The sequence below is a fragment of the Enterobacter cloacae complex sp. HYC080_NIDB genome (genome assembly GCF_056673325.1).
In genome coordinates, this window is sequence record NZ_CP114212.1 from 2,062,161 (window position 1) to 2,077,344 (window position 15,184).

Annotated in this window: 13 protein-coding genes; 2 read left to right on the forward strand and 11 right to left on the reverse strand. The window is 52.9% G+C overall.

What is annotated here, in order from left to right; all coding sequences use genetic code 11:
* Positions 1-11: 11 nt before the first annotated feature.
* The 4 genes from fabI to crrC all read right to left on the reverse strand — a co-directional run bounded on the left by fabI (position 12) and on the right by crrC (position 5,598).
* Positions 12-800 carry an enoyl-ACP reductase FabI gene (gene fabI, locus O1723_RS09775; RefSeq protein ID WP_003856831.1) on the reverse strand — a complete coding sequence of 263 codons (789 nt, stop codon included), beginning with the start codon at positions 798-800 and terminating at the stop codon, positions 12-14.
* A gap of 250 nt (positions 801-1,050) precedes the next feature.
* Positions 1,051-4,155: a multidrug efflux RND transporter permease subunit gene (locus tag O1723_RS09780; protein WP_248191193.1), complete on the reverse strand. Its 3,105-nt coding sequence runs from the start codon at positions 4,153-4,155 to the stop codon at positions 1,051-1,053.
* A gap of 4 nt (positions 4,156-4,159) precedes the next feature.
* On the reverse strand, positions 4,160-5,071 hold the full coding sequence (locus tag O1723_RS09785) for an ABC transporter six-transmembrane domain-containing protein (protein WP_032629001.1): 912 nt from the start codon (positions 5,069-5,071) through the stop codon (positions 4,160-4,162).
* 134 nt (positions 5,072-5,205) lie between these two features.
* A complete protein-coding gene (gene crrC, locus O1723_RS09790) occupies positions 5,206-5,598 on the reverse strand; it encodes a colistin resistant protein CrrC (RefSeq protein ID WP_170934344.1) in 393 nt (130 codons plus the stop codon).
* A gap of 266 nt (positions 5,599-5,864) precedes the next feature.
* On the opposite strand from crrC, the gene O1723_RS09795 reads away from it, so the two are divergent.
* Both O1723_RS09795 and O1723_RS09800 read left to right on the forward strand, forming a co-directional pair.
* Complete coding sequence (locus O1723_RS09795; RefSeq protein WP_014884072.1) at positions 5,865-6,569, forward strand: response regulator; 705 nt, start codon at positions 5,865-5,867, stop codon at positions 6,567-6,569.
* Positions 6,566-7,630 carry an ATP-binding protein gene (locus O1723_RS09800; RefSeq protein ID WP_023337370.1) on the forward strand — a complete coding sequence of 355 codons (1,065 nt, stop codon included), beginning with the start codon at positions 6,566-6,568 and terminating at the stop codon, positions 7,628-7,630. The genes O1723_RS09795 and O1723_RS09800 overlap by 4 nt, the downstream gene beginning before the upstream one ends.
* Here O1723_RS09800 and O1723_RS09805 read toward each other — a convergent pair.
* From O1723_RS09805 to pspF, 7 genes are all read right to left on the reverse strand, one after another.
* Positions 7,611-8,552: an ATP-grasp fold amidoligase family protein gene (locus O1723_RS09805; RefSeq protein ID WP_023330539.1), complete on the reverse strand. Its 942-nt coding sequence runs from the start codon at positions 8,550-8,552 to the stop codon at positions 7,611-7,613. The two genes, O1723_RS09800 and O1723_RS09805, sit on opposite strands and share 20 nt — an antisense overlap.
* A 154-nt stretch (positions 8,553-8,706) precedes the next feature.
* On the reverse strand, positions 8,707-9,513 hold the full coding sequence (gene sapF / locus O1723_RS09810; RefSeq protein ID WP_014884069.1) for a putrescine export ABC transporter ATP-binding protein SapF: 807 nt from the start codon (positions 9,511-9,513) through the stop codon (positions 8,707-8,709).
* 1 nt (position 9,514) lies between these two features.
* Positions 9,515-10,507: a putrescine export ABC transporter ATP-binding protein SapD gene (gene sapD / locus O1723_RS09815; RefSeq protein WP_014884068.1), complete on the reverse strand. Its 993-nt coding sequence runs from the start codon at positions 10,505-10,507 to the stop codon at positions 9,515-9,517.
* Complete coding sequence (sapC, locus tag O1723_RS09820; RefSeq protein ID WP_014884067.1) at positions 10,507-11,397, reverse strand: putrescine export ABC transporter permease SapC; 891 nt, start codon at positions 11,395-11,397, stop codon at positions 10,507-10,509. Before sapC ends, sapD begins: the two co-directional genes overlap by 1 nt.
* Positions 11,384-12,349 (reverse strand): putrescine export ABC transporter permease SapB, encoded by a 966-nt coding sequence (gene sapB, locus O1723_RS09825; RefSeq protein ID WP_023337369.1) that lies wholly within the window; start codon positions 12,347-12,349, stop codon positions 11,384-11,386. The genes sapC and sapB overlap by 14 nt, the downstream gene beginning before the upstream one ends.
* Positions 12,346-13,986 carry an ABC transporter substrate-binding protein SapA gene (gene sapA / locus O1723_RS09830; protein WP_023337368.1) on the reverse strand — a complete coding sequence of 547 codons (1,641 nt, stop codon included), beginning with the start codon at positions 13,984-13,986 and terminating at the stop codon, positions 12,346-12,348. The genes sapB and sapA overlap by 4 nt, the downstream gene beginning before the upstream one ends.
* An 88-nt stretch (positions 13,987-14,074) precedes the next feature.
* The gene (gene pspF, locus O1723_RS09835) at positions 14,075-15,052 is read right to left on the reverse strand and encodes a phage shock protein operon transcriptional activator (RefSeq protein ID WP_023330538.1); all 978 of its coding nucleotides are present in this window, start codon (positions 15,050-15,052) and stop codon (positions 14,075-14,077) included.
* Between the last annotated feature and the right edge of the window lie 132 nt (positions 15,053-15,184).

The following is a 15,184-nucleotide window of genomic DNA, read 5'->3' on the forward strand; positions in this document are numbered from 1 at the left end:
AGAGTCTGAGCTTATTTAATTTCCAGCTCGTTCATTGCAGCGATGTTGAAGCCGCCGTCAACGTGAACCACTTCACCGGAGATACCCGCGGACAGGTCAGAGCACAGGAATGCAGCAGAGTTACCCACATCTTCAATGGTAACAGTACGACGAATCGGGGTAACCGCTTCGCAGTGCGCCAGCATTTTACGGAAATCTTTGATGCCGGACGCCGCCAGGGTGCGGATAGGACCCGCGGAGATGGCGTTAACACGCACACCTTCAGGACCCATTGCGTTCGCCATATAGCGTACGTTGGCTTCCAGAGACGCTTTAGCCAGACCCATCACGTTGTAGTTAGGGATAGCACGTTCCGCGCCCAGGTAGGACAGGGTCAACAGCGCTGCGCCCGGGTTCAGCATCGCGCGGCAAGATTTAGCCATCGCAACGAAGCTGTAGGAGCTGATGTCGTGAGCGATTTTAAAGCCATCACGGGTAACCGCGTTCACATAGTCACCGTCCAGCTGGTCGCCAGGCGCGAAGCCGATGGAGTGAACGAAACCGTCGAATTTCGGCCATGCTTTTGCCAGCTCAGCAAACATGCCATCGATGCTTTCATCTTGTGCAACGTCACATTCCAGAACGATGCTGGAACCCAGCTGCGCGGCAAACTCTTCAACACGGCCTTTCAGCTTGTCGTTCTGGTAGGTGAACGCCAGCTCAGCGCCTTCACGATGCATTGCCTGTGCGATGCCGTATGCGATGGACAGTTTGCTGGCAACGCCAGTCACCAGAATGCGCTTACCGGAAAGAAAACCCATAGCTTTAATCCTTATATTCATTGCTTATTTTGCCTTGTAATTCATAGCGTTACAGGCAGTATTTCAAAATCATTCGAAATTAGCTCGAAATTATAGCCCACTCACAGCCCCTTATGTCACGATATTTCTCGCCGATCGCCAAAGACGAATGCCCCAGAAGGTGAGGCGTGGGTTCAAAATTTCAGCATTCGTCCAGTATATCACCCGGCAGCAGCTTCGCCTCATCCAACCAGCGTGGATGCGCGATCCCTCACGATAGTGACCCTTTCCTGTCGCTTTCTATGAAACGCGCGATGACAATAAAGAAAACCGGGACGAAGAAGATCGCGAGAAGCGTACCGCTAATCATGCCGCCAAAGACACCGGTGCCGATGGCGTGTTGTGTGCTGTCACTTGCGCCACTGGCCAGCATTAAGGGAACCATTCCCAACGTAAAGGCTAACGATGTCATCAGAATAGGGCGCAGGCGCTGGCTTGCGGCCTGTATCGTTGCCGCCACCAGAGGGTTCCCTTCACGATGCAACTGTCTGGCAAACTCCACAATCAATATGGCGTTCTTGGCAGACAGGCCTATCAGGGTGATAAGGCCGACCTTGAAGAAAACATCATTCGTCATGCCGGCAACAGACACGGCCATGACTGCACCGATCAGTCCCAATGGCACCACCAGCATGACGGCAAAAGGTATTGACCAGCTCTCATACAGGGCAGCGAGCACCATAAACACCACCAGAATCGACAGGACGATCAGACCCGGGAGCTGCGACTGGGATTTTATTTCCTGCAATGAGCTCCCGGCCCATTCTCCCGCCAAGCCCTGAGGTAAATCCCTGGACAAATTCTCCATAACTTTCATTGCGGTACCGCTGGATTCACCTGTGGCCGCACTGCCGGTAATGCGGATAGCAGAATACCCCTGATAACGCGTTAGTTGTTGCGGTGCAACGTTCCAGGAGAGCGTCGCAAACGTTGACACTGGCACCCTCTGCCCCTGGCGGTTTTTAACGGATAATTTCAGGATCTGCTCAGGTTGCATTCGGTAAGGCGCATCGGCCTGGATAATCACCTGCTGAACACGCCCATTGTTCGTGTAGTCATTAACGTAGTTTGAACCCATGGTGACGGAGAGCGTCTGGTTGATTTCATCAAATGAGACGCCCAGAGCTTCCGCTTTTTCCCGGTCAATCTGAAGCGCCAGGCTAGTGCCTTCCGGCAGGCCGTCGATATACACGCCACTCAGTTCAGGGCGTTGATTCGCTTTCAGCACCAGCGCATCGGCCGCCTGCTTTAACGCCTCGTAGCCCAGTCCCGCTCTGTCCTGCACGTACCAGGTGAAGCCCGACGAGGTGCCCATATCCGAAATGGCAGGCGGGAGCAGGCTCATCATTACGGCATCAGAGACGTTTGCCATACTGGCCTGCATATGGTCGGCTTCATCCTCGGCTGTAGAGCCGTGCCTTTCTTTCCAGTCCTTCAGCGTGGTGAACGCCATGGCCGAATTCGGTCCTGATCCTGAAAACCCAAAACCCAGGATCATAATGTTGCTTTCAATATCCGGTCGGGTCGCAATTTCCTGTTCAAATGTTTTTACTACTTTCAGGGTGCGCTGCATTGTGGCATCAGAGGGAAGCTGAATAGAGGACATAAAATAGCCCTGATCTTCGTCCGGCAGAAAGGATGAGGGCAGCGAAGACAATCCAAAAAATAGCGCAGCACAAAGCGCAACATACAGAAGCAGCATTCGGCCGGTTCGTTTCAGAACCGCGCCCAGGCCGGATTCGTACCATGTCGTCAGGGTATGAAAACGGGCGTTAAAGCCTACCGCGAACCTGCCGCCACCGTGTTTTTGCGCGCTGTGGGGCTTAAGCAACGTCGCACAAAGCGCGGGAGTCAGCGTGAGGGCAAGAAATGCCGACAACAGTATGGATACCGCCATGGAAATACAAAATTGTCGATAAATAATGCCTACGGACCCTTCAGCAAAACCCATGGGTATAAAGACAGCGGTAAGTACCAGCGTGATCCCGATAATTGCCGGGGTGATTTCGGCCATGGCCTCCCGGGTAGCGTCGCGCGGAGAAAGGTTTTTTTCTTCCATCAGCCGTTCAACGTTCTCCACGACCACAATGGCGTCATCCACGATAATCCCTATCGCCAGCACCATGCCGAACATGGTCAGAATATTGATCGAGTATCCACTCAATAGCATCACTGTGAAGGTGCCCAGCAGCGCGACGGGGGCCACAATCGAGGGGATAAGCGTACAGCGTATCTTATGTAAAAACAGCAGCATAACGAGAAAGACAAGGACCATCGCTTCCACAAAGGTTTGCACCACCTTCATGATGGACAGCTTTACAAACGGTGCGGTATCGAAGGGAACCGTAAACGCCATTCCTTCCGGCAACACCTGAGAAAGTTCGTCGATACGTGCACGTACGCCTGACGCCGTGCTCATCGCATTGGCGCCTGGTGACAACTGGATTGCCGCAGCCGTTGCCGGCACCCCATTTTCACGGATACCGAAAGCGTAACTTTGCAGGCCAGACTCAATCCGCGCAACGTCGGACAGTTTCAGCCTTGCGCCAGACGCATCTGCTTTAAGGGTAATGTTTCTGAAAGCCTCTACAGAAGTGAGTTGCCCTTTCACTGTGATGGGATAGGTTACGCCTTGTCCTGCAGTTGCCGGTTCGTCTCCCGTTTTCCCCGGCGAAACAAGGGCATTTTGCTGACCTACAGCGGTAAGAACATCGCTCACCGAAAGCCCGTAACTGTGCAGCTGCATGGGATCCAGCCAGATGCGCAGCGCTTTTTCGCCACCAAACAGCTGGACTTTTCCGACTCCCGGCACACGGCGTAGTTCGTCGCTGACGTTGCGGGCAAAATAATCGCTTAAATCCGCCTCTTCAAATTTGCCGGTTGTGGACTTCAACCCCACCATCATTAAAAATCCGGAATTGGCCGCCTCGACGTTGATGCCATTTTGCCTGACCGCCTGCGGCAAACGTGGCTCTACAATCTTGATCTGGTTTTGAAGATCCATCTGTGCCAGCTTAATGTCTGTGCCGGGCTTAAAGGTCACGGTAATAGATGCAGAACCGGTTGTGTCGCTGGATGATTCGAAATAGAGCAAATTATCCACGCCCGATATTTCACGCTCGATGAGCGACACCACGGACGTATTCATGATATCGGGGCTGGCCCCCGGATAAGTGACAGAAATAATGATCCCCGGCGGTGCCACCGCCGGATACTGCGCAACCGGCAACCGGGGTATAGACAGGACACCCGTCAGGACAATAAAAAGCGCCACTACCCAGGCGAATACGGGGCGTTCAATAAAAAAATGAGGCATTAAATTAACGTCCAGATACGTGAATTTCGTCATCGGCTGATACGCGTTTACCGATATCCCTGAGCTGAGAAAATTTCTCAAGAAGCTGCGGGGCGTCATCGAGACTTGTCGCGAACATCCACATGTATGTCATCACGGAATAAATATGTCCGGCGGTGATGCCAGCCGATTGCGTCATCCAGATAATGGTCAGCGTAAAAAGCAGGGCAACGAGTATACCCACCCATAAATAGCCCCACGCCTCCCGGTCCGATAACGCAATGCGTAAACGTGCAAGCGTGACGTAATGGCGGTGAAGGGTGGCGGTGCCTGCCTTATGAACATAATCAACTTCTTTCTCAAGACGATTATTCAGGCGCATGAATAACCATTCATTTTTACGGGCATATTCCGAGACAAATCCCATCAGAATGATGACGATTGCACAGCACATGATGCCGGCCCAGAATTCGATAAATAACAGCATGATTGCCGCACCAAAGAGAGAACTCAGCGAGGTAATAAGCAGGGGCAAGTGCATTTCAAAGAAATCCACATACTCGCGCGAGAGTGTGACCCTGGCGGCGATAGCCGAATGGTTAAGCTGGTATTTCCGCTGTGAAAGCACAACGGAGACCGCAAGCCCGGCATAAATACGAGCAAACGTTCGTGTATCAACACTCCGTCTTGTCGCACCTATGATCCACATACAGAGCACCATCAGTCCGTACAGTGCGGCGTTAAGTGTCTTACCCGCAAGAATGGCATTAATCGCGATGCCTGCCAGAACGGGATACAGCAAAAACATCACGTTTTCAGCCACGACAAGGAAAAAAGTCACAACCAGTTTTTTCCGGTGACGTACCGCGAGTTTTTTAAGTGAGTACATAACGCCAGCTGTATCTGGAGAACGACGATTGTTATTAAGGTTATTCATTCTGGGTAACAGGTTTCAGACTCTTTAAGTGAGTGTATTTTGAGCAATAAGGGTTGGCAGGAAGTCTACAACTCGCCTGTTTAGCGGAAATGGCAGTTTTATGGAGAGAGTGTGGAGCGCAACCGTGCGGTTGTTCAAATCATTCTCATAATGAGGTACAACGGCGAACCGCAGAAAAAAAGAATTAAATAACACTCGTAGTAAAACACCAAATCGTCGAAATCTGGCGTAGCGTTCAGCAGCACAGTGAACGTAATTATGAGATATATAAAAATCACCATTAGCCAGAAGGCGATGACAAGTAATTCAGTGAATGCACCTGCTTTGTTTTGTATTATCAGAGAGACAACCGACAAAGCGATGCAACCATAAATAATGGGAGAGGAGGGCAGCGTCGCGGCAACTTTTTCATCCATTTTATGCATCAACACCAGCCAGGTATAAAGTAATCCCCACGACAGCAGCAGGAACAGCGTATATATACCGATTTTCTTAGTAGAGAAATATTTCGAAAAGTCCATGTTCATTATCTCAGCCAGATTCATAAAGCCTTAAAGCGACAGGGTTAATTCTCACCGTTCTATGAAAGAAGGGTTCTGCCCGAATAGCTATTCTGGCCAGGCATTGTCGAGTCTTTATTGACTGAATGTGTAGGCTGTGTGGAGGCATGGCCGGACATTTAAATTAGTGCTGGAAATTTTCATGGCTACGGCACTTTTTCCCGGAGGCTGTGTCTTATTGTGCTAAAGATATCTGATAGCGTGCTCAAAGGGATTTCACCCGCGGAGATAAAATGAACAAAAATACTCTAATCCTTGTTGTTGAAGATGAAGACGACATTGCTGAAATACTGATGAGTTACTTAGAGCGTTCAGGGATGAAAACGCTGAGGGCCAGACAGGGCGAGCAGGCGATAGCGCTTAATCGCCTTCATAAACCGGATCTCATCTTGCTGGACATTCATCTGCCCGTATGCGACGGCTGGAGCGTCCTCACGACGCTTCGTCAGGAAAGTTCCGTGCCCGTCATTATGGTTTCTGCCCTCGATCAGGACGTAGATAAACTCATGGGGCTGAGGCTTGGCGCAGATGATTACGTTATCAAGCCTTTTAACCCTTCTGAAGTTGTCGCGCGGGTTGAAGCGGTGCTGCGCAGAACCAAACCCGCTATTCAGCAGGCGGGGGCCGCGCCTCTCAGGACGCCTTTTATTACGGTCTATCCCGATGATTTCTACGTTGAGGTTACCGTGGGACCTGAGGTGATCTCCCCGGTGTTAACGACGACGGAATTTAAGCTTCTTACGTATCTGGTCAGATATCCGCGAAAGGTCTGCTCCCGCGAAGAGTTACTCAACGCATGTCTTCCGGAAGGTGATACCCTCGACAGAACAGTAGATAGCCATATGAGCAAGCTGCGTAAAAAACTTGAGCTCGCGGGGCTTTACGGCGTCCCTGAGAGCATCAGGGGCATGGGTTACCGGCTTGGGGAGAAAAAATGAACAGAGAGTCTGTCCTGAGTCGTCAGATCTTAACGTACATGATGTTGCTGACGTTTACGATCATTGCCATTTCAATACTGGGTTCCTGGTTTTTTTACTCCTTTATTCTGGATCACCTCCCCGGCGGCGCTGCGGCGGGGGAAGACGAGCAGATGACCCTGTGGGACTGGGTGTGGATCGGGACAGCAACAACAATCAGTCTGATATTCGCGGTTTTTTTAACGATCAAACTTTCCTCGCGGATACTCACCCCGCTAAACGCGGTCGCGTCCAGCCTGAAAAAAATTTCGCAGGGCCAACTGGATGCCCGGGCTTATTGTGCCAGTTCCAGGCTGGGAGAGATCAATCACCTGGTCATGGATTTCAATGAAATGGCGGAAAAACTGCAGACGCTGGATATGCAGCGTAAATCCTGGAATGCCGCCATTGCCCATGAACTCAGAACCCCGGTCACGATTTTACGCGGACGACTTCAGGGTCTGGTAGACGGCGTTTTTGAACCGGATCCGGTGCTTTTTAATAATCTTCTCAGGCAGACCGAGGGGTTAACCCGCCTGATTGAAGATCTACGGGTTGTCAGCTCTGACGGTGGGGCGGGTTATACGTTGTCTAAATCCAGAACGGATCTCAAAGGGACAATACAGGACGCGCTTGATACGTTCATGCCCGAATTTAAACGTAATCAGTTTACGATAAAGACAGCGTTGAGGGAGCAGCATTGTGTGTTCGATCCGTTGCGTATCAACCAGTGTCTGGCCGTTTTGTTTGACAACGCATTACACTATTCAACCTCTCGGACGATCATTGTCAAAAATGGCGTGTCTGATAAAGGCAATTATATTCTTATTCAGGATGGCGGACCGGGCATCCCTGAGGCGTTCCACGATTTTTTATTTCAGCCTTTTCAGCGGGATAATGGCGCCAGGGCATTGAATCCTGAAGGGTGTGGTTTAGGCTTATCGGTGGTAAAAGCCATCATGCTGGCCCATGGTGGCGATGTCACTTATACCTTATCAAAGCAAAACCACTCAATATTTAAACTCACCTGGCCCGACCCGTGAGTTTCAGCGGCAGATTAAATGTGCTTGCTGGCGATAAATGCCATATTTGTCCTAGCTTAGCATCCCATTCCTGTGGGGTAATCGTCAGTTTACCGCGTCTCGGGCTTAGGGTTATTTCACTGAAATAGATTTCATCTTTTTTTAGCATAAGATCAACGCGGCAGTAATCAATTCCCTGCGCCAGCTCCTGGGAGGCCAACAATGCTTCTCGGAATAAAAGCGGTTCGCCAGGATCTGCTGAAGTATTCGGATATTCCATCTGGAAAGGTTGTAAGTTCCAGTGCCTGTCATAAACGTTGATAAACCCTTTCCCGTTATCATCCGTAAAATCCGCTTCAACATAGTGGGCAACGCCATGAAAGCAATGGATCCTCAACATTTCGGGCGTTGTATTCCTGTCAGCATCGTCGAAGAGATCGACAAATGGCTCGCAAAGTATACTCGGCGTAATGTTTTTGTACTGCCATTCGCGCGTGGTGTAGTACAGATTTTTCTTTAACGCGAGGCTCAGTTTTTTACAGGCTTCCCTGTCATTAAAGTGCGCTTTGTCGGTACATATTATTGTGCTACCACTGTCATGGTTGCACTTAAGGACGAATTTGTCAGGAAGTACTGAAAAATCAATTTGCGACGCCCTGGTATAAACACCAAGTAATGGCACCGTTTTCACGCGCGTAGTTCTGGAAGAAACGTATTCCCGAACGGCGAGTTTATCGGCAAGCATTGTATAGACGTTATTATGGTCATAGACCAGACGATGGCATATTTTTTCACTCAACGTCGAGGGTGATTTAATGTCAGGGGTTTTCCCGGTTGTTCTCCTGAGCCTCACAGTATGGAAGTGCAGGTCCGTCATTAAAAATGAACGACATTTTCTGATGAGATACTCAGTGTATTTTAGAACATAAGTGGCGGTGATCATTTTTTCTCCTCCGTAATGTCCTGATATTCTGGAGAAGAACTGTTGATGGATATTGCGTAAAATATGGAGCAAGGATGGAGACGAAAATTAAAAGGATTAAATAACGTACGCAGGTTATTTAATCCTTGATTTAGCGGGGGGGTTACCGTTGTGCTTAGCGGTCCTTTCTCCACGCATCGGCGGTCAGCGCTTCACCGAAATGACCGGCAATCAGTCGTTTCGTCAGCTCATGAAGCGGAGAGGCCATCACATCCGCCGTGCTGCCACGCTCGACAACTTCCCCCTGGTGCATCACCATCACCTGGTCGCTGATGTGCTTCATCATTCCGAGATGTTGGGTAACGTAGATATAGGAGATACCCTGTTTTTCCTGCAACTCCAGCATCAGGTTAATCAGTTGCGAACGCATCGACATATCCAGCGAGGCAAGCGCTTCGTCGGCAATGATTACCTTCGGGCGCAAAATCAATGCGCGCGCCAGACCCAGGCGCTGTTTCTGGCCGGGGGCCAGCATATGCGGATAGTAGCTTTCGTGATCCGGTAACAGTCCCACCATGCGCAGCGTTTCAAAGACGCGCTTTCGTCGCGCCTCGGGCTCCAGCTCGGTGTTCAAACGCAGAGGAAAATCCAGAATCTGCGAAATACGCTGGCGGGGATTGAGCGAGGTTGACGGATCCTGGAAGATCATGCGGATACGCTGGCTGCGGAAAGAGTAATCCCCAAACGCCAGAGGATGATCGTCAATCAACACTTCTCCAGCGGTAGGCTCTACCATGCCGGCAAGCATCTTCGCCAGCGTCGATTTCCCGGAACCGTTTTCGCCAATAATCGCCAGCGTCTGTTTTTCACGCAGGGTAAAACTTAGCGGCTTTACCGCCTCGACAGTCTGACGATGAAACAGCCCCGTACGATAGCGAAAGGTCTTACTCAGGTTGCGGACTTCCAGTAAGGTTTCGACCATTTCACTCTCTCTCCATGTTCAGCGGGAAATGACAGGCGTAAAGATGATTTTTGGCGCCGGTCAGGCGTGGTGTCTCAATACATTTACGCTGAGCATATGGGCAACGAGGCCCAAGACGGCAGCCTATCGGCAAGGATTCCAGCAGCGGAATCGCCCCTGGCAAGGTATTCAGGCGGCTCTTGTGCGGCATGGCGCTGCCAAAATCAGGAATAGCCCGGATAAGCGCCTGCGTATACGGATGATGCGGGGCGTTGATCAGGTCTTCGCTGGGGGCGGTTTCGACCGTTTGCCCGCAGTACATCACATCAATTTTGTCCGCCCATTTGCTTAACATCTGCAGGTCATGGCTGATCAGCAAAATGGTGGTGTTGTTGTTCTGGTTCAGACGTGACAGCAGGCGGAAAATTTGCGCCTGCGTGGTCGGCTCCATCGCGTTGGTGGGTTCATCCGCAATCAACAAGCGCGGCTGATTAGCCAGCGCGATAGCAATCATCACCTTCTGACATTCACCGTCGGTAAGCTCATACGGGAAGCTGCGCATCGCGTCTTTATGATCTTTGATACCGACGCGGTGCAACAGTTCGATGGCGCGACGTTTACGCCAGCCGAAACGCTGCCACCAGCGGCCTTTATAGGTCCAGCCGGGGATGTTCTGCATGAGCTGTTTACCCACGCGCTCGGACGGATCGAGACAGGATTGCGGCTCCTGGAAGATCATCGAGACGTTGTGACCAACCAGCTTACGCCGCTCGCGCGGGGAGAGGCGCAGCAGGTCAATGTCGTCGAAGCGCATACGGTCGGCGGTCACGCGCCAGTTGTCTTTCGCCACGCCGCAGATAGCTTTGGCGATCAGGCTTTTCCCTGAGCCAGATTCACCCACCAGCCCGCGAATTTCACCCTCAGCAAGCGTGATACTGATGCGATCGACGGCCTTAACCCAGCCTTCACCGGTTTTGAATTCGATGGTGAGGTTGCGGATATCAAGAAGTGGCATTATTGCACCCCCGCGTTAATTGCACGGCGAATACCGTCGCCCAGCAGGTTGATCAGCAACACGCTCACCATAATCGCCGCCCCCGGCAGCATGACTGTCCACGGCGCCACGTAGATTAACTCCAGCGCGTCACCGAGCATTGCGCCCCATTCAGGTGACGGCAACTGGGCGCCAAGGTCGAGGAAGCCGAGCGCAGCAATATCGAGAATCGCCATCGACAGCGCACGGGTGATCTCGGTGACCAGCCCGGCGGCGATATTCGGCAGAACGGCAAACCACAGGATGTTGAAGGTGGTCGCGCCGTCCAGACGGGCGGCGACGACATACTCTTTTTCCAGCTCGTCATGCACCATGCTGTAAACCGAGCGCACGATGCGGGGCAGGATTGCCAGCCAGACGGCAAACATCGCATGCGACAGATGCGGTCCGGCAAAAGCAACCACAATGATCGCCAGCAGCAGAGACGGAATCGACAGCAGGGTGTCCAGAATGTGGTTCAGTACCGCCGAACGCAGGCCATGCGTGGATCCCGCAAAAATACCGAGCGCCAGTCCACAGACTGTCGCCGCAAGCGTGACCACAAATGCACCACCCACCGTCGGAGCAGCGCCGCTTAACAGGCGGCTCAATACGTCACGTCCGAGGTCGTCGGTGCCGAGGAAGAAAGAGACTTCGCCGTAGCGTGACCAGGAAGGCGGCAGAAGCTGATAGCCGAGGAACTGCTGGTCAATGCCATACGGGGCAAACCACGAGCCAAAGAGGCAGAGTAATACCAGCCCGGCGCAGCCATAAAGGCCGATCATCGCCGTGGTGTCACCATAGAACTTACGCCACACGGTACGCAGCGCACCGGGTGTGCGCTTTTCACTGTATACGTTATCGTAAGGCATACCATTCCTTATGCTTCAACGGGTTAGCCATCGCACCCAAAATATCGGACAACACGTTAACAATAATCACCAGCGAACCAATCACCATCACACCCGCTGAAATAGCGGCGTAGTCCTGCTGGCGAATAGCGTTGATCATCCATCGTCCCAGCCCTGGCCAGCTAAAGACCATCTCGGTGATCATCGCCAGAGTGAGCATGGTGGAGAACTGCAGCCCCAGACGCGGAATCACCGGCGGTAGCGCGTTATGGAGAACGTTGCGGCGCAGGATGGTCAGGCGTGACAAACCCCGCGTGGCGGCGGCTTTGACATAGTTCTGGTCAAACACCTCGATGGTGCTCAGGCGCATCAGGCGAATTACTTCCGTGGTCGGGGCGACGGCCAGCGTCAGTACCGGCAACACCATATGGCGCACGGCGCTGACGATCATCTCATGACGCCACACTGAATCGGACAGCCAGGCGTCAATAATGGCAAAACCCGTCACCGTTTTCACCGTGTAGAGCAGGTCGAAACGCCCCGAGACCGGTAGCCAGCCCATTGTCAGCGAGAAGAAGAGCGTTAACAGCAGCGCCAGCCAGAATACCGGGATGGAGAAGCCTAACAGGGCGAGGGCGCTGATGAACTTATCCTGCCATTTGTTGCGATAGATCCCGGCCAGCATACCCACGGGGATCCCCACCATCAGGGCAAAACCGAAGGCCAGAATGCATAGCTCCATCGTGGCCGGAAAAACCTCTTTCAACTGGTCGGAGATAAGCTGCCCGTTGATGCTGGACACCCCGAAATCCCAGTGCAGCAGACCGTTAAACCAAAACAGCCAAGCATCCCACAACGATGAGCCCTGAAGCGGGGCGTGCGGCGTAAAATAGCTCAGGCTGAAACCGACAAAGGTCAGCAGAAAGAGCGTCACCAGCAGCAGCAGGAGTCGGCGCAAGGTAAAAATAATCATGGTTTTTTCACCTCTTGTTCTTTTTCGCGTGAGACGCCCGCGAACGAGGCATTGCCGAACGGACTCAGCACCAGACCTTTAATATCATAGCGATAGGCCTGGAGACGCAGGGAAGAGGCCAGCGGCAGCACGGGCAACTCCTCGGCGAGGATTTTCTGCGCTTCATCATAAGCATCGATGCGTGCGGCCAGCTGTTGGGAAGAGAGCGCTTTTTGCAGCACGGCGTCAAACTCCCGGTTACACCAGTGAGCGTAGTTGGTCTGCGAGTTGATCGCCGCACAGCTCAGCAGCGGCCGGAAAAAACTGTCCGGGTCGTTACTGTCGGTAGCCCAGCCGGTCAGGGTAAGATCGTGATTCATGTCCATCAGGCGCGCCTCCTGGAAACGGCCTTCAACCGGCACGATGATCACCTTGACGCCCACCTGTGCCATATCTGCCTGCAACAGTTCGGCCGTTTTCAGCGGGCTCGGGTTCCACGCCTGGGAACTGGTCGGCACCCAAAGCTGGAGGGTGAGGTTTTCCGCGCCCAGCGCTTTCAGTTGTTCGCGTGCTTTTGCCGGATTGTATTCCGTAATTTTAGCTTCACCGTCGTAGGCCCACGAGGCGCGCGGTAAAATAGAGGCCGCGGTTTCCGCCGTGCCGTAGTAGATCGACTGCATCAGACGCTGGTTGTTAATCGCCAGCGCCAGGGCATGACGGACGGCAGGGTTGTTCAACGGTGGCTTGTCCGTGTTAAAGGCCAGATAAGCGATGTTCATTCCCGGGCGTAGCGTCAGACGCAGACGCGGATCGTCACGCAAAATAGTGAGCTGGCTGGCGGCAGGCCAGGCGAGCACGTCACATTCCCCGGTGAGCAGTTTTGAGAGACGTCCCGTTCCGCCGGAGCCGAGGTCAACCACCACCTGCGGCATCAGCGGCGTGCCGCGCCAGAAATGTTCATGACGCTGCAGGCGGATATATTGCCCCGCACGGTATTCCGCCAGCTGGAACGGACCGGTGCCCACCGGCTGGCGATCGAGCAACTCCTGGCGATCTTTTTTCGCAAGCTGCGACGCATATTCAGCTGACATGACGGACGCATAGTGGGTCGCCAGATGCCAGAGGAAGGAGGCATCCGGGCGCGTTAGCGTAAATTCAACCGTTCGGTTATCCAGCTTACGCACGCTCTTAACCGTGTCGGCAAACTGCAAACTGTCGAAGTAAGGGAAATGATCCCCGTTGACGTTATGCCACGGGTGATTGCGGTTAAAGATCCGCTGGAAGGTAAAGACCACATCGTCCGCATTCAGCTTGCGCGTGGGGGTAAACCACGGCGTGCGCTGAAACGCGACATCATTGCGCAGGTGGAAGCGGTAGGTTGCACCGTTGTCCAGCACTTCCCAGCTTTCCGCAAGCTCAGGGACCAGACGGTAGGTGTACGGGTCGACATCAAGCAGACGGTCATACAATTGCGCGGCAAGCGTATCGACAATCAGGCCGCTGCCCGCTTTTTGCGGGTTGAAGGTATCCACCTGGCCGCTCACGCAATAGACGAAGCCACTGTCACGGATGTCAGGCTGCGAAGTCTGCCCCGGCGCGGCAAAAGCCATGCTGCTGAACAGACCGAGTGCAAAAAAGGACGATAAAACCAGACGCATAATTTTTAAGGTTTTTAGGTTCGATCTGCAAAGTGTATCGCACTTACGCCTGCTTCGTAAAAATGTCTGCGGGTAAGTGCCGATATTGTCAGCGCATTTGATGCTTTTTGAGCAATGCCCGTAACTGATGGTAGGTCAGACCCAGGAGTTCAGCCGCCCGTTTCTGGTTATATTTCGCCGTCTTCAGGCTTTGCTCCAGCAATTGTTGTTCCTGGTCGTGCTGGAACTGACGTAAATCAAGAGGGAGGGCGGGGGCGTGGTCAGACGATGAGGGGGCGGTGACCGGCGGCGCATGACGCTGAAAAGGATCGATAATGATGTTATCCAGTTCCGCCTCGCTGCTGCCGTGGCGGTAGACAGAGCGCTCCACGACGTTTTTCAGTTCGCGAATATTTCCCGGCCAGTGATAGGCCAGTAGCGTCTCCTTTGCATAATCGCTGAAGCCGGGGAACAGAGGCAGGCCGAGCTCGCGGCACATCTGAATCGCAAACTGGTCTGCGAGCAGCATAATGTCACTTCTTCGCTCGCGCAGGGGGGGAAGCTGAACAACGTCAAAGGCCAGGCGGTCGAGCAGATCGGCTCTGAATTTCTCCTCCGCGACCCTCTCCGGCAGATTGGCGTTGGTGGCGCACACCAGACGCACGTTAACCTGCAGCGGCTGGCTACCGCCGACGCGCTCCAGTTCGCCATACTCAATGACGCGCAGCAGTTTTTCCTGCACCAGCATGGGCGCGGTGGCGAGTTCATCAAGAAACAGCGTACCGCCGTCGGCGCGCTCAAACCGTCCCGGATGGCGCTTCTGGGCGCCGGTAAAGGCGCCTGCTTCGTGGCCGAAAAGCTCTGTATCGAGCAGGTTTTCATTTAGCGCCGCGCAGTTTAACGAGATAAAGGGGCCGTCCCAGCGTCCGGATAAATAGTGCAGGCGGTTGGCAATCAGTTCCTTACCCGTGCCGCGCTCGCCGATAATCAGCACCGGCTTGTTGAGCGGTGCAAGGCGGGACACCTGTTCCAGCACCTCCAGAAAGCTGTTTGCTTCCCCGAGTAAATTGTCTTTGTATCCAGCCATGATGAAATTAACCACTCCTTAGCGATATTCACCAGGTCAGCATAGTTCTTCATTGCGTATAAATCAAACACATCAAGCAAAATCAATAGGATAAAAAACTGGCACGGGAATTGTATTATCTCAACAGCAGGG